Genomic DNA, 18,316 nt, shown 5'->3' on the forward strand with positions numbered 1-18,316 from the left:
AAGATTATTAAGCTTTCAGTTTTTGTTCAGCTTTGATTAATTCAGGATAACCATAACTTCCATGCTCGCTCATATCCAGTCCAATAATTTCTTCTTCCTCCGTAACGCGTAACCCATTCATAACCGCCTTCATTATGGCCAAAATAATAAAGGATACAATGAATGCGTATGCGGCGCATGTGATGACCCCCATAGCTTGAATGCCAAGTTGGTGAAAGCCTCCCCCATAAAATAATCCTGGTTTACCTACGGTTGCCAATTCCTTTGTTGCAAACAAGCCATTTGAAAGTGTTCCCCAAACCCCGGCCGTACCGTGGACCGATAAAGCAGCAATCGGATCATCGATTTTTCTCTTCTCAAAGAAACGAATGCTATAAAACACAAGGATGCCAGAGATAAAACCGATTACGACAGCAGCCCATGTATCGACAAAGCCACAGGAAGCGGTGATGGCAACTAATCCTGCTAGAGCGCCATTTAACATCATTGGTACATCTGCTTTTCCTATAACCATCCATGAGATCATCATTGCTGCAACAGTACCAGCTGCTGCACCCAAGTTTGTATTTAGGGCAACAAATCCAAAGAATGCTTTGTCTGCGGATAATGTACTCCCTGCATTGAATCCAAACCAGCCTACCCATAAAAGCAATACACTTAATGCTGTAAAAACTTGGTTATGCCCAGCGATATTATTAGGTGATCCGTCTTTATTATATTTTCCAATCCGTGGTTTCAGTAGAATGGTAGCCGCTAGTGCCGCCATGGCGCCAGTTAAATGGACGACTGTTGAACCGGCGAAATCTTGTTTTCCGTGTTCTGCCAACCAGCCGCCTCCCCAAATCCAATGAGCAATTGGCGGATAAACAAGTACTGAAAAAAGAACAGCGAACACAAGATAGGCAGCTAATTTCGCTCGTTCTGCAAAACCGCCGAAGGCGATGGTTAGAGAAATACCAGCAAAAGCTAATTGGAACATGAAGAATACGGAACCGGATAGAGATAATCCTTTGATTTCATAACCAGAGTAGAAAAAATTGGAGAGGCCAATCAGTTCATTTCCTTTTCCGAAGGTTAATCCATATCCTACAGCCCAAAATAGGATGGAGCTTATGCTAAAGGTTAGAATCGTTTTACCAGCAATGTGACCTGCATTTTTCATTCGAGTAGATCCTGTTTCAAGAAGGATAAAACCTCCAATCATAAGGATGACAAGGACCGACCCTACCATCACCCATACACTGTTTAATAAAAACGTTGTATCCATTTAATCTCCTCCTTTTGTTATGTTAATTTTGTTAACATTCATCATAGTTGTATTTTTGCATGTTTGGGAGATTAATTTCTATAAGGATGTTAGATTACCTTACATGATTTTTACGAATATGAAATTGTAAAGGGGATGAGGGGGGCTAAACAAATAAAAGGCCCGCTATAGCAGCAAGCCTCCTGCACCGATGTATTCTAATTCACTGACCTTTCCTAAAACCAAACCGGGCGTTTAGTTGCCCTTGAATCATTTTTCTGCGTATTTCTTCCTGGTTTTGCTTCTTTTGTTCACGAAGCATTTCTCTTCTAATCTCATGTGTCTGGACCCCATCTTCGATCTTATTTGCAATCTCCATCAATAATTCAACATCGTTAAAGGAATATTTACGACTCCCACCGCTTGATCTTTCTGGGAAAATTAGTTTTCTCTCCTCATAATAGCGGATTTGTCTTTCGGATAGACCGGTTAGATCTCTGACCACTCCGATCGTAATAACCTTCTTATCTTTATAAGACAAATCTTTTGCCATGTATCTCCTCACCACACTCCGTTTGATTTTTTTGGTTTATAACATTTTATGTTAAATTTCCTTACATTGGAATGAATTTTCCTATATTTTTTAGAAAATTAATTGGAATTCCTTGAGGGATTTTTTTTCGTAGGGTAACTTTTCTTCAGGATCAACTCTAATTCACTTAAAGTAAGGGAATATAATTCATCCTCGGAATCTTTGTATAGACATGATTCCATTAATTTATGAATGTAATATTTTTTTAGAGTCTCGATTCCTTTCTGTATATGGGTAGACATAATTTTCACTCCTTTACTGATTTTGAATTTTTCTTAAAAGCTCAGGTGCCTTGGAACCTAGTTGTCTCATTAATTCTTCATACAGTTCATCTCGTAATAAATCTAATTTCACTATTTTGGCTGCCAGCTGGATATCGTTTTTTCGATACATTTCAATCTTCCTCTCAATAGTTTGTAAAGTTAAGATAGCTATTTTTTTCTTTATTGTCAGTGAAATTGTAAGAAAAGGTAACACACAATTTGCTTAAATAGTGCCTGTCACCTTTCGTGGACAAAATGGTCTGTTTTGTCTGTGTGGGAAGGACATAAAAATGAGCCCTGTTCTCTTTTTATTAGGAATACAAAACCTCATATAAAGATAAAACTCACTCCCTTTTAAATATGATGTTTTGTCCTTAATTGAGTAACCAGCAAAAGTAAGAAATAAGCGGAGATTTTTCCGTTAGATGCAGAATGGAGCTCGTTTCGGGGTTAATAAGGGAAGGTTTTCCGATTATTCAAAGCAAAATCTATCATTTTTGAATTTTTCGAGTCAATAGGCGAAATCTCTCCGTTTATTTAAGCCTTTTTTCATAGTAATTTCTAATTAAGCGGAATTCTTCCGTCTATTTATTAGCTTGGGTACTTAATCTGATCCCCCAACCGAAGTGCGGACCTGTTGATTCTAGATGCGAGAATCAACAGCATTTAGTAGATAATGTAATCTCTTTTGTATCTTTATTATAAGTGTTTGGCCTTATCTCTTTTTTTAGCCTCTCACGAAGAACTGCTTTCGCTTCATCGCTAATTGCTGAATACTTTTCCCCACAAATACTTTTTTAGTAAACAATCATTTTGTTTTAAAAATATTATTACCGATTTATTCAATTACCGTATTAAAATAGTAATATACTAAACCTCATTTAGATATATAGGTATTTAGAAGTTTTGAAATCCGAAATATCATCAACATTTTCAGAAAATACTTTAAAAATGGTATATGGTATTGTATATTCTAAATATTATTAATATTTTTAATAATACTTTTATAAAAAAACATTGGAGGTAGAAAATGAAGAAGTTTAAAATCTTTTCAACGCTTTTAGTCTTTTCCTTGATGTTTGTTTTATCGGCCTGTGGAACGAGTGAAAAAACAAATGGTAGTTCAAAGGAACAGGAAAAGAAAACTTTACGAGTCGTAACCGATGCGGCTTATGCACCATTCGAGTATATGGATAAAGGTAAAGTAGTTGGTTTTGATGTTGACTTCCTTAATGCTGTTGCAAAAGAAGCAGGATATAATGTAAAACTTGAACATGTTGGCTGGGATCCGTTATTCGTAGAAATCAAAGGAAAGACTGCTGATTTTGGAATTTCTGCGATTACCATCAATGATGAGCGTAAACAAACCTATGATTTTTCTACTCCATACTTCCTTTCTAAAAACGAAATTCTAGTTCCAAAAGATAGCCCAATTAAGAGTGCTGCAGATCTAAAAGATAAAGTAGTTGCCGTACAAAATGGTACAACAGGCCAGGAAGCAGTCGAAGCGCTTATTGGTAAAAATAATTCGAATCTTAAAAAATTCAAAAACAACAATCTAGCGATTATGGAACTTAAGAGCGGTGGTGCCGATGCAGTTGTTGCTGATAACACAGTAGTTGAACAATATGTAAAAAATAATCCAAATGAAAATTTTGTGGTCATTCCAGATGACTCTGCATTTGAAAAAGAATTCTATGGATTAATGTTTGCAAAGGACAGCAAGTTAAAAGCTGATTTTGATAAAGCGATTCAAAAAGTGATTGAGAATGGGGAATACACAAAGGTTTATCAAAAATGGTTTAAGGTTGATCCGGATTTAAATGCATTGAAACAACAATAGGAAAGAATAAAGTTGCGTAACCCTTTGCCGTTACGCAATTTTTATTCCTATCAAAAAATATATGATCAAAGCATTATTTATCTTATTAAAATAGTAATTTATTACATATTGAATAAGAATACAGTGGTAGTTATAATCATGTATATTCAAAATATTCCCGATATTTGTAGAAATCTCTTTAAAAATAGGTTATAATATTGTATATTCAAAATATTATTAATATTTTTATAGAAAAATATTGGGGGGTACAAAATGAAGAAGGTTAAGATTTTTTCTACCATTTTAGTCGTTGCATTGATGTTTGTTCTATCAGCTTGTGGATCGAGCGAAAAGACAAATGGCAGTGTAAAAGGAGATCAAAAGAAGACTTTACGAGTTGTAACAAATGCAGCATACGCACCATTTGAATACATGGATAAAGGGAAAATTGTTGGCTTTGATATTGATTTTATTCAAGCTGCCGCCAAGGAAGCCGGATATAACGTAAAGGTTGAACATGTTGGCTGGGAACCGCTATTTGTTGAAGTGAAAGGGAAAAATGCTGATATAGGAGTTGGTGCAATCACCATCAATGACGAACGAAAACAAACCTATGACTTCTCTACTCCATACTTTTTATCTAAAAATGAAATTTTAGTTCCGAAAGACAGTCCTATAAAAAGTGCTGCAGATTTGAAAGGGAAAGTAGTTGCCGTACAGAATGGTACAACAGGTCAATCCGCGGTAGAAGCTCTGTTTGGAAAAAATAACTCGAAACTTAAAAAGTTCAAAGATAATAATCTAGCGATTATGGAGCTTAAGAGCGGCGGTACCGATGCAGTGGTTGCTGATAACACAGTTGTTGAGCAATATGTAAAAAATAATCCAAATGAAAATTTTGTTGTTATTCCAGATGACTCTGCATTTGATAAAGAGTTTTATGGAGTGTTGTTTCCAAAAGGAAGCAAGATAAAGGCAGAATTTGATCAGGCGATTAAGAAGATGATGGAAAACGGTGAATACACAAAAATTTATCAAAAATGGTTTAAGTTCGAACCGGATTTGAAGTCATTAAAGCAACAATAGAAGATGAAAATTGCGTAACTCTAAAATATTAGAAGTTACGCAATTTTTGCATCTGCTTAAAATATTTTATTGCGATAAATAACTAAAGTATAAAAGGTGGATTTTTAAAAAGATTGAGGGGGTCAATGAATGGATTTTCGTTGGGATTTATTAGCTGAGTATGGTCCTTTTTTCTTGAAGGGAACCCTATTAACCATTGGGCTTTCCATTGGCAGTATTATCATTGGAACAGTACTGGGGCTATTAATTGGATTAGGAAAAATGATGAAAAATCAATGGGCAGCGCTACCGTTTAAATGGTATATTGCCTTTTTCCGCGGGACACCGTTTATGGTTCAAATATTACTCATTCATTTTGCTGTGGTTCCAGTATTCCTTGGCGAAACCAATGCGATAGTGGCTGCCATTGTTGCACTTTCTTTAAACTCAGCGGCCTACATCGCTGAAATCTTCCGTGCCGGGATTCAATCAATTGATAAAGGACAAATGGAAGCAGCCCGTTCATTAGGGATGAACCATGTACAATCGATGCGATTTGTCATTCTGCCGCAGGCCTTTAAACGTATGATTCCGCCACTTGGAAATGAATTTATTGTATTAATCAAAGATTCCTCCCTCGCAGCGCTCATTGCGGCACCAGAGCTTATGTACTGGGGACAAGCCATGCAAGGGCAGTATTACCGTGTGTGGGAGCCATATCTCACAGCAGCCGCGATTTATTTAGTGTTAACTCTTTCCTTAAGCTTCCTGTTATCTCGACTTGAAAGAAGGTTGGCCACAGAATGATTAAAGTAACCAATTTGAAAAAAAGCTTTGGTAATCATGAAGTTTTAAAAGATATTAACGTTACCGTAAAACCCCAGGAAGTGGTTGTTGTCATTGGGCCTTCCGGTTCAGGGAAATCCACCTTTCTTCGCTGTATTAACTTACTAGAAACCATCACAGGCGGACATGTCCTGGTTGAGGGAATCGATATAACTGATAAAAAGACAGATATTAATAAAGTGCGGACAGAAGTAGGAATGGTGTTTCAGCAATTTAACCTATTCCCGCATAAAACCGTCATTGAAAATATAATGCTGGCACCGATGAAGGTAAGGAATGTATCTGCCGAAAAGGCGAAAGCAAAAGGTTTGGAGTTATTGAAAAAGGTAGGGTTGGCCGAAAAGGCGAATGCCTACCCGGATTCACTTTCCGGGGGACAAAAGCAGCGGGTTGCAATTGCAAGGGCACTGGCGATGGAGCCGAAAATCATGCTTTTCGATGAGCCAACCTCTGCACTTGACCCGGAAATGGTCGGTGAAGTGTTAGAGGTAATGAAGCAACTCGCAAAAGAGGGCATGACGATGGTTGTCGTCACGCATGAAATGGGCTTTGCCAAGGAAGTCGGAGACCGGGTCATTTTTATGGACGGCGGACTAATCGTTGAGGAAAATGTTCCAAGTGAGCTATTTGATAACCCGCAAGAAGAGAGAACGAAATCATTTTTGAGTAAGGTCTTATAGAAAATGAAAGGGAGGCCCGCGATTAAGGCCTCCCTTTCATTTTCCTATCGTTCTAGTTTATGTGGATCATCAAAATCAAAGACTTCGACAATCCGGTCCGCTTTTATCCTTCTTGAACAAAGAAGAAATAGTTGGCTAAAGAATTCGGCTAAATCAAGGGGGGATGAAGGAAGCTTAATCTGAACAGTCACAGAGCCAAACATTTGTTTAAAGTAGGCTTTACGTTCTGCATTTTTCCCGTCCCTCTTTAATGGATTATATGCCCATAGCAGATGCAAGTCCCCGTTGACTTCTTCCACATTGCGAATTTCAGCGACGGTCGTCGATTTATCATGCGTATAAATCACTAAATAATACTTGTCGTTTCGATGCCAGTCAATAAATATAAAGTAGTAGCTTGTATCATAGTCAATCCGGGTAACTTTATAACCCGCTACTACAGGTTTTCCATTTGTCCATTGATGAAACTTTGGTAAAGTATCGTCAATTGTTTTTAACTGAGTGATTTCATAGCCAGTTCCATTCCACTTTTCTATACAATTACTGAGTGAGATTGCCTGTTCCTTTTCCAAAATGATTGCTCCTTATCTTTCTTTGACAACATTATACGGTGTAAAAGCGGAGAAAAAAAGCGATTTCAAAAGCTTTGTCTCCGAAATGAAACATAACTGAAATGGCTTTTAAAAATTCATTTGGTAGAATTATTCTGTTATGGACTTATAATCGTCCCATTGTTCGAATAGTATGAGGAATAAATATGCCTCTTTTCCATATGAATGACATAGAAGTGCTTGCAATTGGAGGGAAAACAATGTCGTTAGAAAAGCAGCTAACAGAAAAACAGTACTATAGCATGTTCATTAATGAACATGAAGAGGTACATCCGATTCGTATTCTCGGGGATGCCTATCAAGAAGAAATGCAAAAGGATATACCGGATTTATCCTATATAAGGTTTGCACAAGGTGAAGTGTATTTTCACAATAGAGACTTTGAGACAGCCATTTTTAAATGGGGAAACATTATTAATGAACTGGAGCCATGGGCGCAAAAAAACACAGCAGATGCTTATTACGAAATGGGGCTGTTGTCCAATGCCGAGGACTTGTATACCGCTATTGAAACCGACAATCTAACCTTAAAGACTGAAGTAGCTTTACAGTTATTTACACTTTATAACGAACGCGGGAAAATGGACTCAGCAGTCGAAGTCATCAAGAAAACGGTTCTTTCCAATCCGGATTATCCGCAGGTTACAGAAATCGCCAGAAAGTTTTTTGAGGAGCGGCAGGATTGGCAAAATGCCATTGAACTTGCAGTGAATGAGGCCATTCGTACAGAGACATTGGAATGGTTCGGAATTGTAAACTCTTATGTAAATAATGGTGTAACAAAACGTCTTTTACCAGGCTATTTTTCACGGGCCTTGAACGTTGTATATACATTAGATAGGAAGCAATTTGAAGAGTTAACTGCTGCACTTTGGAACAGTTATAAAACGGAAGATTGCTATTTTACCTGGTTAAAAGAAATCAATTACCTTGTATCCAATTTGGAAATAGGCCAAAACGAACACTGGGAAAAACTTTCTGCCCTTTTTAAGGAAACCTATTTCAGCTTGATTGATGGAAGCTATTTGATTAAGGAATTAACCGATATCATTCCTGATTTACTTTCTAATTGGATTCGGATCTCGAATTCTTCTCAACTTGTTTTGGCGTCAGCTGCGGTCCTTTCCTGGAATGAGTTATTTCCAGTAAGCATTAATATGTTGATTGTGAGTGAGGCTGAAAAGTTTATCAGTAAAATGGATCATGAAATCGACGAACTCGAAGAGTGTCTAAAGCTGTTTGAATCGATTTTACATTGGGCAGAAGCACACGATATGGGAGAGAATCATCGTCTAAAGTGGATGGTTCAGCAACTAATTGATTTTGAAACCCATCATCTTTTACTAACCGGATTGAGCGGCAGTGGCAAATCCACTTTTATCAATATGGTTTCCGGTGAAGATTTGCAGGATAGTCCTACATCATCTGTTGTTGTGTTTAAGGACCATCCGGAACTTGAAATAGATGAAATCAACAATATGGAAACGGTTCAATTGGCGGACCTAGTTGACTTTCAAGAAAGAATGGATCGGCGTCGGAATGCATTAGAGTCGCTAATTGAATTTAAGCGGCCTAATCCATTTTTAAAGGAGAATCGACTTTCAATGATTGATACTCCTGGGCTAAATGGGAATCAGTATGAAGTGATGAAACAGATTCATGCGGCAGATACGGTGTTATTTGTGCTCGATGCCAATGCACCCTTTACAGCTAAGGAGCGGGGAATTCTCTCACAAATCCATGACCAGGCACCGAATGTTCCAATCCATTTTCTGCTGAATAAAATGGATACAATTGCGAATGAACAGGATACCGTACGGATTTTTAATGAAACAAAGGCGGAAATCAATTCCTATTTACCAGATTCGAAGGTTTTGGCGTTTTCGTCGCAAAATGATCGTGGTCAGCAGTTAAGTAAGTTGACGGAGTTTATCCAATCGATTAAGCATACTAGAAATATTGAAGATAAACGGCTGGCAAAATTATTATTTTTTATCCGTTCAACCATTACAGAGCTGCTGCAAAAGCGTATTGATGTGGAGAACCAATTAATTGAATCGGTACGATGGAATGAAGAGATGCACCTGAAATTGACCGGTGCACTTAACCAAATAAAGGATACCGAATCACAAAAAGCTGAGACCATTTCAAGGAGCTATGGTCTCATTAAGACGGAGCTTCAGAAGGAAATTTCAGATTGTGTACCGAAAATGCTGAAGGAATGCTCTCTATTAATCAAAGAAAATAGCGATTTTAGCAATATTCATCTTGAGCTAAATAACGAAATGAATAAAAGAATGCAAGAATATTTAGAGCAGACGATTCTTCCGAAATACTATACATCGTTGCAGGAGTGGATTGGACAAACGAAAGAGGAATTCATTCAAAGCCAACAATTTTTAGATGAAATGGCGGAAGGCTTCAACGTCATGTATGGAGAGGAACGGTTTAAGCTGGAATGTGATTTTAAGGTTCTTGATGATTGGCGGAGGGATACAGATCGAATGACGAGCCGATTCATCTTAGATCCTGTTAATATCCTGCTGCGCCGTACCCCATCACAGTTCTTGTTAAAAAGTGCAGGGAAGCTGTTAGGTGCGTTGTCGCAAAACAAAACCATGTTGTTCAATAAGTACAAAGCTTTTGTGGAGAATGAGGATTATTCTGAAACGGTTGCACTGGTAAATGAGCGTTTTTTCCAGCAATTTGAATTATTTGAAAAAGCGTTGGAGCGGGATATTAGCTTGTTTTTTAGAGACCCGGCAAGCGTGGTATCGCGAGCAATTGAAGAAGCGCAAACAGAAATTGAAACGAATCAAGAGTTGCTTGGAAAAATGAACACCAATCCTGAACTATTCCGCGATCCATTGACCTTGTTTGAGGTAAGACTACGACAGTTTGAATGGATGACAGTTGCGGGTAAAGGGGCACAAACGGTTTATTAATAAAAAAAGGCTGCCGGTGGGTTACAATCCGTGCAGCCTTTCGTATTACTTCCCCATTTCTTTCATCACTTTAAGCAGCAGGTCCGGCCTGTTGGTTAGGATCCCATCTGCCCCGGCTGCAATTAATTTTTTCATCGTTTTCGAGTCATCAATGGTCCAGTAATGAATCTGCATGCCGCGCCGATGTGCACCATCAATCAATTTCTGGTCCGTTAAATCGAAACCGCTATCCGCAACGGGTAACTGAAAATCATCCACCTGCGGCTGATATAAATCCCTTAAAAAGAACTTATGAAACACAACAAATTTTGTCACCTCTTGTTTACCAGCACAAGTGGCCACTCGTACCTTTGCATACTTATCAAAGGTTTTAAGAATATTTTGGTCAAAAGAGGCAACAAGAATTTTATCCTCCATATGATACTTTTCAATTAAAGCCCAAAGCTTTTTAGCCATTTCTTCATATCGCTCCGGCGGATTATCATCCTTAATTTCCATCTCAATCCTCATGTTCCCAAACCTTTGAAAAATCTCTTCAGTGGTTGGAATATAGACACCTTTGCCACGATAACTGTATTGGCCGTGCACGTCTTTAAAATGGTACCCGGCATCAAGCTTTTGGATTTCCTTCAGGGTCAAGTCTTTTACAGCCCCATGTCCATTCGTTGTCCGGTCAACAGTCGGGTCATGGATGGCTACTAACTGGCCATCTTTTGTTATATGGAGGTCAGTTTCGAGTGCATCAACCCCAAGTTTTGCTGCATTAGAAAATGCGGCAATTGTATTGGAGGGAGCGAGCAGCTCACCGCCTTGATGGGCAACAACCAGTGGACGGTTATTTTTAAAAAATGGCTTCTCCTTAATAGGCTGAACGGGCAAAAGATTAACAGCGAGCAGAAAAAGAAGAAGAGCCGGTACAAGAATCTTTAAAAATTTGACGCCTCGCCTTTTTGTTTTTTCAATGGTGATTTGCGCCATAGATCACTAGTAGCCTTTCGAAAAATCTACTAGATTTTCTGATGGAGTTTGTCCGGAAAGATAGCTTTTTAAATTTGGAATAAGTATTTTTTCAATTACCCGCTGATTATAATGTTCAGTTGAGCCGGAGGTGTGCGGGGTAATAATCACGTTCTCCATTTCCCATAGGGGACTATCTTCAGTCAATGGTTCTTTTTCAAAAACATCAAGCCCAGCACCAGCAATTTTTCCGTTTTGTAGGGCTTGAACCAAATCCTTTTCTACGACTATTTCACCACGGCCAATATTAATGAAAAAGGCAGAAGGTTTCATTTGATCAAATTTCTCTTTTCCGATTAATTGATACGTTTCTTTTGTTAATGGCATGGTAATCACAACATAATCACAATTTGGCAGGAGGGCATCAAGTTCGTTCGGTTTATACATTTCATCGACATATTCTTCAGGATTTCCAGAGTTTCGGACGCCGATTACGTGCATACCAAAGGCTTTCGCTATTTTTGCGGTTTCTTTTCCGATTGCCCCAACACCTAAAATTCCAATCGTCTTTTCATGCAATTCCAAGCCCATGTTTGCATGGTGCCATTTTTTCGATTGCTGGTTCTTTACATAGGTATGGATTTTTCTCGTTAACCCTAGCATCAAGCCAAAGATGGTTTCAGAAATAGGGTAGGAATGCACACCATTGGCGCTCGTAACGAAAACGTTTTTTGATTCCAGTTTTTCAAGAGGCAGGGAGTTGACTCCGGCACTCCACGTCTGAAGCCATTTGAGTTTTGAATCAGGGGTGAGGCAATATTCTTCAAGCCCCCGTTTCCAACCGGCAATAATCTCTGCATCCTGCAAGTGCTCTTGCCAAATTTCTTTATCTTTTCCAACGATTAATTCCCAATCAGGGATGATTACTTGGATTTGGTTAAATTGCTGCTGTGTTAATTTATGGGTAATAACCATTTTTCCCTTTTCCATACCATCGCTCCGTTCTATTAAAAATCTATTAACTATATTCATGATAACTGAAAATGGAGAAAATGATAACTAGTACTAGTTCAATATCAAAGGGAGCCTTTTAGAGAAATTATCAGAGAATAAGAGGGAGAGGAGTATTCAAAGAAAAAAGATCAGTTCTCCAATGGACTGATCTCATATTAAACTATATATTTTCTCTCTTTCTTCTTACTTGCTGGACCTTCAGTGCTACTAATCCAGTTAATAGTAGGGCTAGTCCCAATGCAGCATAATTGTACATTGGTGTTGCAGTGTTAGGTAAGGAATTATCTGATCCGGATATAGGGCTCTTGCTGCCTTTATCAGCGGAATCAGATGCTGGGTGATCAATTCCGCCATTCCCAGGATTATCAGTAGTGTTGTCATTACCAGTATCCCCAGGATTATCAGTAGGGTTATCATTACCGGTATCTCCTGGATTATCGCCAGGGTTAGAAGTACCGTCGTCACCAGGATTTCCATTCCCAGGATCGTCTGTCTTCGCTTTAATGTTTTTAATTTCGATGACCTTTACTTTTTGGACACCTTTACCATCCAATACATAAACGGTATATTTTCCGTTTTTGGTTACATCAAACTGGTTATTCGTGATGTCAGTGCCATCGTTGGCAAAATCATTAACCGTTTTTTCACCAGCAAGCCATTTCATCTGTAGGACCTCTTCGGCAGTGGTGGAAACTTTGATGGTCACTGGTCCAACTGTTTCCTCTGTTGGCGAAGCCGCTAAGTCAAGGGTGAAATCAGGTGCAGGTGCCTGTTTAATATTGTTGATATCAATGACCTTTACTTTTTCAAGTCCAGTGCCATCCTTAACATAAACGGTGTATTTATTATTTTCAGTTACATTAAATTTATTGTCAGTAATGTTTTCTCCTTGGTTAGTGAAATCTGCAACGGTTTTTTCGCCTTTTTGCCATTTCATTGCAATAACTTCTTTTGCCGTGGAAGAAACAGAAATTGTTACCTTTTCCGCTGGCTTTGTTGTTGATGGTGTTAATGTAATATCAAAATCCTGTGGTGTAAAGGTTTTTAAAATATCATTTGCTAAACCAGCTAAGACTTGATGGCCTGTAGTATTTGGATGAATATCTCCAGGTAGGATTAATTCAGCTTGTCTTCCATCAAATGCGGAATAGGCATTAGCTATGTGTGCACCAAAGGTCTGCGCAAGAGGGTTAATAACCTGTGAATTCACAGCCGGGATAACTTTTTCACCAAGGTCATGTAAAGGACCTGCGCTGGTTCCAAATGGATTATATAGGTTGTAAAGAATAATTGGTGCATCAGGATTCACATTTTTAACTGTTGTGATTACTGTACCTAGATTTGCTGGGAGTTTTGAAATAGCATTCATTAAAGCAACAGTTGCTGCATTAATTTGGTCCTGAGTGGGCAGTACCGGCGGGTTAGCTTTTAATTGATCTAATATTACTTTTACTTCCGGAAGCGATAATAAATCATTATTTCCGATATCCAACGTAATCAAGTCAGCATTTTTGATTGCATCCATATTCTCAGCGTTGTTCATTGCTGCTAATAAATCAGTAGTTTTCCAGCCAGGGGCACTAATATTTTTCGAGACCGTATATTCGTCAGTCCCAATTAGATAGGGAAAGGCTTGTGAACGATCTTGAAGATTCCATCCATATGTAATCGAATCCCCTAAGGCAACAATGCTTTTTTTATCGTTATTTTCGGCAAAAACAAACGAAGAAAAGAAGGTATTTAGTGCCAGTATTAATACAAATAAAATCGACAACTTTTTAAACTTCAACAAAAATTCCCTCCAATTATGTAATTTTTTCCTACCAAAACTATTATAGTTTCATATTTTCTGAATTTTCAACACTTATAATTCTACAAATTATGCAAAAAGTCCTATGACATCGGCAATAGGGATAGAGTGCGGAGAATAAAGTATTCAAAAAATTCAATATTATCTGTTAAAATATAGGTGGTAAGCGTTTACAAACCGTAGAGAGGTGATTGTTAAATGAATCATCCTTATTTAACAGAAGACCATGAAATTTTCCGCAAATCTTTACGAAAGTTTTTGGACAAAGAAGCATATCCCTTTTATGAACAGTGGGAGGAAAATCGCCTTATTCCTCGTTCCTTTTGGACAAAAATGGGGGAGCAGGGATTCCTTTGTCCCGATTTAGAGGAGAAGTATGGAGGGAGTGGGGTGGACTGGGGTTTTTCTGTTGTCATTAATGAAGAACTCGAACGCGTAGGATCCGGATTAGTGGGGCTTGGACTTCACAGCGATATTGTCATCCCCTACATCACCGCCTTTGGAACAGCGGAACAAAAACAGCGATGGCTGCCAAGGTGTGCTTCGGGTGAGTTGATTACCGCAATTGCGATGACGGAACCAGGGACAGGTTCAGACCTGGCTAATATTAAAACAACCGCAAAACTTAATGGAAATCATTATATAGTAAATGGACAAAAAACGTTTATTACCAATGGAATTCAATCGGATTTAATCCTAGTTGCTTGTAAAACTGACCCAAATGCCAAGCCAAAACATAAAGGAATCAGCCTATTGATGATAGAAAGAGGCGCCCCCGGTTTTTCTAGAGGGAGAAAGCTGAACAAGGTTGGCTTGCATTGCCAGGATACTGCTGAACTTATTTTTGAAGATTGCAAGATTCCAAAAGAAAATCTTATTGGTGAGGAAGGAAAGGGATTCCTCCATATGATGGATAAACTACAGCAGGAGCGGCTTGTTGTGGCGATACAGGCCCAGAAAGCAGCAGAGGTAATGCTAAAACTAACAATAGATTATGTAAAAAGCCGTGAAGCTTTCGGAAAGTCCATCAGCCAATTCCAAAATACCCAGTTTAAAATCGCTGAGATGGCGGCCGACATTGAAATGGGCAGGGCCTTTTTAGATCAGCTGATTGCAGAACATATCGAGAGTAAAAATGTTGTGACGAAGGTTTCAATGGCAAAATGGAAACTTACAGAAAATGCAAAGAAGATTGCCTCCGAATGTATGCAGCTGCACGGCGGCTATGGCTATATGGAGGAATATGAGATTGCGAGAAGATTCCGTGATATACAAGTTTCTAGCATTTATGCGGGGACGAATGAAATTATGAAAACAATTATTGCAAAAAACCTAGGATTATAGAAAAGAGAGGTCGATAAATGATGCGGGAAGTAGTTATTGTAGAAGGTGTTCGAACACCGGTTGGAAAAAGAAATGGGGTATTAAAGGATATTCGTCCAGATGACCTGGCAGCATTAACATTAAAAGAATTAGTCAATCGAGCCGGGATAGACCCTGCCATTATTGATGATATCATTCTCGGATGTGTCACGCAGGTAAGTGAACAGGCAGGAGATATTGCCCGAGTCGCGGCATTGATTGCCGGATTTCCAATTGAGGTTCCAGGAACCACGATTGACCGCCAGTGCGGCTCAAGCCAGCAGGCTGTTCACTTCGCGGCACAGGCCATCCTTGCGGGAGATATGGATGTCGTAATAGCTGGTGGTGTTGAAAGCATGTCCCGGGTGCCGATGGGGTCTAGCTATAAAGGATCTGGAGACCCTTTCAGCCCCAATTTAAGAAAACGATTTGAGATGATTCACCAAGGGCTCTCTGCAGAGCGGATTGCTGAAAAATATGGTTTTACCCGAAAGGAGCTTGATCAATTTTCACTCGAAAGTCACGAAAAGGCATTGCGTGCACAAGCCGAGGGCTATTTTGACAGAGAAATTTTTCCACTTGAAATAACACTTCCTGATGGCACAACAGCGGTTATTAGGGATGATCAGGGGCCAAGAAAAGGAACTTCTTTAGAGGCACTTGCCGGACTAAAAACCTCCTTTGTTGAAGATGGGGTTATTCATGCGGGAAATTCCAGTCAAATCAGCGATGGCGCAGCAGCCCTTTTACTTATGTCCCGAGAAAAGGCAGAGGAGCTGGGGTTAAAACCTCGCTTCCGTGTTCATACCCGTGTTGTCGTTGGATCGGATCCAACCTTGATGCTGACAGGGCCAATCCCGGCCACCCAAAAGGCATTGGAAAAATCAGGTCTATCCATTGATGATATTGATATTTTTGAGGTCAACGAAGCGTTTGCACCGGTACCAATGGCCTGGTTAAAAGAAACAGGTGCAGATCCGGCTAAGCTGAATCCAAATGGAGGTGCGATTGCTTTGGGTCATCCATTGGGCGGCAGCGGGGCACGGTTAATGGTGACAATGATACATGAGCTTGAACGTTCAGGCGGCCGCTATGGTCTGCAAACAATGTGTGAAGGGCATGGGATGGCAAACGCGACGATTATTGAAAGGCTAGTCTAATATTCTGGAGGAGATTGTATGGGAACGACGATTGGAAAAGTTTTCAATTTGACGGTTAAAAAGTTTCCGAATAAGGAAGCGATTTTTGATGTAAGAAAAAATGTTCGTTTCACTTATAAAGAATGGAACGAGCGGATCAACAGCCTTGCGAACGCACTTATAAAGGAAGGGGTTAAAAAAGGCGACCGTGTCTCGACTTTTCTATTTAATACGGAAGAATTAGGGACTGCCTTTTTTGCCTGCGCCAAAATCGGTGCTGTCTTTAACCCGATTAATTTTCGGTTAACTGCTGAGGAAGTTGCTTATATTTTAGTAGATGCTTCCCCAAAGGTTGTTCTTTTTGAAAAAGCTTTAGAGCCTATCATCGCCAACATCGAGAACCGTTTCCCAGCCATCTCCTTCTGGTATATTGATGAAGATACGCCCATCTATGCAAAAAACTTTCATGAACAGCTTGGTGCGGTTTCATCCGAAATTTTACAGGTGGAAGTTGATGAAAATGATCTATATGCGATTATGTACACAAGCGGGACAACCGGCAGACCGAAAGGGGTAATGCATAGTCATCGGAATATGATTGAGCAAAGTATGTTGGTGATTGCGGCAAAGAAATATGAAGCGATGGATGTCGGGCTGGTAACCGCACCTATGTTCCATTGTGCGGAACTTCATTGCGCTTTCCTGCCAAGGGTTCATTCGGGCTGCCGTAATGTGATTCTGCACCAATTTAATCCAAAAAAAGTTCTTGAATTAATCAGTCGGGAAAAAGTCACGAAATTTTTTGCTGCTCCAACAATGTGGAATATGCTTCTTCAAGAGGAGTTGAGCCAATATAACCTTAGAAGCTTGAAGCTTGGTTTATATGGAGCTGCTCCAATGGCGCCTTCCCTTGTCCATGCTTGCCACGACCGCTTGGGAATATCCCTCGTACAGGCATATGGAATGACTGAGATGGGGCCGGCGATTTCCTTTTTATCTGAAAGCGATCAATTGCGGAAAGTGGGCTCTGCAGGCCAGGCCTGCTTAAATCATGATATTCGGGTTGTCCGTCCAAGAGAGGATGGTCCATCCGATCCGGATGATATTCTGCTTCCAGGCGAACCTGGTGAAATTATTGTTCAGGGGTCGTGCATGATGCTTGGCTATTTTGGCCGGGAAGAGGCAACAGAAAAAGCAATGTATAAGGGCTGGTACCACTCAGGGGATATTGGCTATATGGATGAAGAGGGCTATCTTTTTGTAAATGATCGTGTGGATGACATGATTATCAGCGGCGGGGAAAATATTTACCCGCGCGAGGTAGAGGATACTTTACATGCTCATACTGGAGTCCTGGATGTCGCAGTAGTCGGGCAGCCGGATGACCGTTGGGGTGAGACGGTAACTGCTTTTGTTGTGAAAAAAGATGCCGCTGTCACCGAACAAGAGTTGGATGATTACTGTAAGAACAGCGACAAATTAGCAAACTATAAACGGCCGAGAAAGTATGTTTTCTGTGAGGCGCTGCCGCGGAATGCCAGCGGGAAAATTCAAAAGTTTATATTACGGAAAAAGTTAGAGGAACTGTTTGCTCAAGGGGCCTCATTTGGGAAAGCTCAACAATAATAAAGAAGGTTGTCAAAAAGCTGCCTGGCTTTTTGGCAACCTTTAAGTTAAAAGAAATGGTGAAAAACAGCAGCAATCGACCGGACTATAAGGTGAAAAAGCCCTACAATTAATCTCCATATCAGACCTAATATCCCCTCAAAGATACACTCAAAAATTTCTTCAAATACATAATGACGGATTTTTTTCTTATGTTTTTTCTTTTCTTTAAATGGTTTCATTTCAGGTGCCCTCTTTAGGTCTTTGATTTACTTATATTGTAATGGATTGTCTCATTAAAAAAAATACCCATTAATTGTAACTTAAATCCACTTCAAGTGCTGTCCAAAAAAGCTCCT

17 protein-coding genes are annotated in these 18,316 nt (G+C 39.5%); 8 read left to right on the forward strand and 9 right to left on the reverse strand.

Translation table 11 applies throughout. The annotated features are described in order from the left end of the window. Nucleotides 1-7: 7 nt before the first annotated feature. The 4 genes from M028_RS0106120 to M028_RS33295 form a co-directional block, all read right to left on the reverse strand. Nucleotides 8-1,267, reverse strand: coding sequence for an ammonium transporter (locus M028_RS0106120; protein WP_026573115.1), 1,260 nt, complete (start codon nucleotides 1,265-1,267; stop codon nucleotides 8-10). Nucleotides 1,268-1,469: 202 nt separating this feature from the next. Beyond that, nucleotides 1,470-1,799, reverse strand: a complete 330-nt coding sequence (locus tag M028_RS0106125) for a MerR family transcriptional regulator (protein WP_026573116.1) — start codon at nucleotides 1,797-1,799, stop codon at nucleotides 1,470-1,472. Between the two features lie 98 nt (nucleotides 1,800-1,897). Further along, complete coding sequence (fbpA, locus tag M028_RS34040; protein ID WP_026573117.1) at nucleotides 1,898-2,080, reverse strand: Fur-regulated basic protein FbpA; 183 nt, start codon at nucleotides 2,078-2,080, stop codon at nucleotides 1,898-1,900. Nucleotides 2,081-2,093: 13 nt separating this feature from the next. Next, nucleotides 2,094-2,231 carry a hypothetical protein gene (locus M028_RS33295; protein ID WP_197031382.1) on the reverse strand — a complete coding sequence of 46 codons (138 nt, stop codon included), beginning with the start codon at nucleotides 2,229-2,231 and terminating at the stop codon, nucleotides 2,094-2,096. Between the two features lie 900 nt (nucleotides 2,232-3,131). On the opposite strand from M028_RS33295, the gene M028_RS0106140 reads away from it, so the two are divergent. The 4 genes from M028_RS0106140 (at nucleotide 3,132) to M028_RS0106155 (ending at nucleotide 6,514) form a co-directional block, all read left to right on the forward strand. Further along, nucleotides 3,132-3,944, forward strand: coding sequence for a basic amino acid ABC transporter substrate-binding protein (locus tag M028_RS0106140; protein ID WP_026573118.1), 813 nt, complete (start codon nucleotides 3,132-3,134; stop codon nucleotides 3,942-3,944). A gap of 252 nt (nucleotides 3,945-4,196) precedes the next feature. Next, entirely contained in the window at nucleotides 4,197-5,009 is an 813-nt protein-coding gene (locus tag M028_RS0106145; RefSeq protein WP_026573119.1) for a basic amino acid ABC transporter substrate-binding protein, read from the forward strand. A 129-nt stretch (nucleotides 5,010-5,138) separates the two neighbouring features. Next, entirely contained in the window at nucleotides 5,139-5,795 is a 657-nt protein-coding gene (locus M028_RS0106150; RefSeq protein WP_026573120.1) for an amino acid ABC transporter permease, read from the forward strand. Continuing rightward, nucleotides 5,792-6,514, forward strand: coding sequence for an amino acid ABC transporter ATP-binding protein (locus M028_RS0106155; RefSeq protein ID WP_026573121.1), 723 nt, complete (start codon nucleotides 5,792-5,794; stop codon nucleotides 6,512-6,514). Before M028_RS0106150 ends, M028_RS0106155 begins: the two co-directional genes overlap by 4 nt. A gap of 44 nt (nucleotides 6,515-6,558) precedes the next feature. Here M028_RS0106155 and M028_RS0106160 read toward each other — a convergent pair whose 3' ends face one another. Continuing rightward, entirely contained in the window at nucleotides 6,559-7,086 is a 528-nt protein-coding gene (locus M028_RS0106160; protein WP_026573122.1) for a hypothetical protein, read from the reverse strand. A gap of 239 nt (nucleotides 7,087-7,325) precedes the next feature. Here M028_RS0106160 and M028_RS0106165 point away from each other — a divergent pair, with 239 nt between their 5' ends. Beyond that, complete coding sequence (locus tag M028_RS0106165) at nucleotides 7,326-10,070, forward strand: GTP-binding protein (protein WP_026573123.1); 2,745 nt, start codon at nucleotides 7,326-7,328, stop codon at nucleotides 10,068-10,070. A 45-nt stretch (nucleotides 10,071-10,115) separates the two neighbouring features. Here M028_RS0106165 and M028_RS29535 read toward each other — a convergent pair whose 3' ends face one another. From M028_RS29535 to M028_RS0106180, 3 genes are all read right to left on the reverse strand, one after another. After that, entirely contained in the window at nucleotides 10,116-11,048 is a 933-nt protein-coding gene (locus tag M028_RS29535) for a glycerophosphodiester phosphodiesterase (RefSeq protein WP_035423849.1), read from the reverse strand. A 6-nt stretch (nucleotides 11,049-11,054) separates the two neighbouring features. Next, nucleotides 11,055-12,017: a D-2-hydroxyacid dehydrogenase gene (locus M028_RS0106175; protein WP_026573124.1), complete on the reverse strand. Its 963-nt coding sequence runs from the start codon at nucleotides 12,015-12,017 to the stop codon at nucleotides 11,055-11,057. A 184-nt stretch (nucleotides 12,018-12,201) separates the two neighbouring features. Beyond that, nucleotides 12,202-13,833, reverse strand: a complete 1,632-nt coding sequence (locus M028_RS0106180) for a GDSL-type esterase/lipase family protein (RefSeq protein ID WP_081810674.1) — start codon at nucleotides 13,831-13,833, stop codon at nucleotides 12,202-12,204. Between the two features lie 216 nt (nucleotides 13,834-14,049). Here M028_RS0106180 and M028_RS0106185 point away from each other — a divergent pair, with 216 nt between their 5' ends. The 3 genes from M028_RS0106185 to M028_RS0106195 are packed head-to-tail and all read left to right on the forward strand — an operon-like array spanning nucleotide 14,050 to nucleotide 17,978. Continuing rightward, on the forward strand, nucleotides 14,050-15,195 hold the full coding sequence (locus tag M028_RS0106185) for an acyl-CoA dehydrogenase family protein (protein WP_026573126.1): 1,146 nt from the start codon (nucleotides 14,050-14,052) through the stop codon (nucleotides 15,193-15,195). A gap of 20 nt (nucleotides 15,196-15,215) precedes the next feature. Further along, nucleotides 15,216-16,373: a thiolase family protein gene (locus tag M028_RS0106190; RefSeq protein WP_026573127.1), complete on the forward strand. Its 1,158-nt coding sequence runs from the start codon at nucleotides 15,216-15,218 to the stop codon at nucleotides 16,371-16,373. An 18-nt stretch (nucleotides 16,374-16,391) separates the two neighbouring features. Next, nucleotides 16,392-17,978: a fatty acid--CoA ligase gene (locus tag M028_RS0106195; RefSeq protein WP_026573128.1), complete on the forward strand. Its 1,587-nt coding sequence runs from the start codon at nucleotides 16,392-16,394 to the stop codon at nucleotides 17,976-17,978. A 47-nt stretch (nucleotides 17,979-18,025) separates the two neighbouring features. Here the strand turns inward: M028_RS0106195 and M028_RS32670 are convergent, their stop codons facing one another. Next, nucleotides 18,026-18,199 carry a hypothetical protein gene (locus tag M028_RS32670; RefSeq protein WP_155925485.1) on the reverse strand — a complete coding sequence of 58 codons (174 nt, stop codon included), beginning with the start codon at nucleotides 18,197-18,199 and terminating at the stop codon, nucleotides 18,026-18,028. Nucleotides 18,200-18,316: the final 117 nt, after the last annotated feature.

Origin of the sequence: Bacillus sp. UNC438CL73TsuS30 (genome assembly GCF_000482325.1) — a bacterium.
GTDB lineage: Bacteria > Bacillota > Bacilli > Bacillales > Cytobacillaceae > Neobacillus.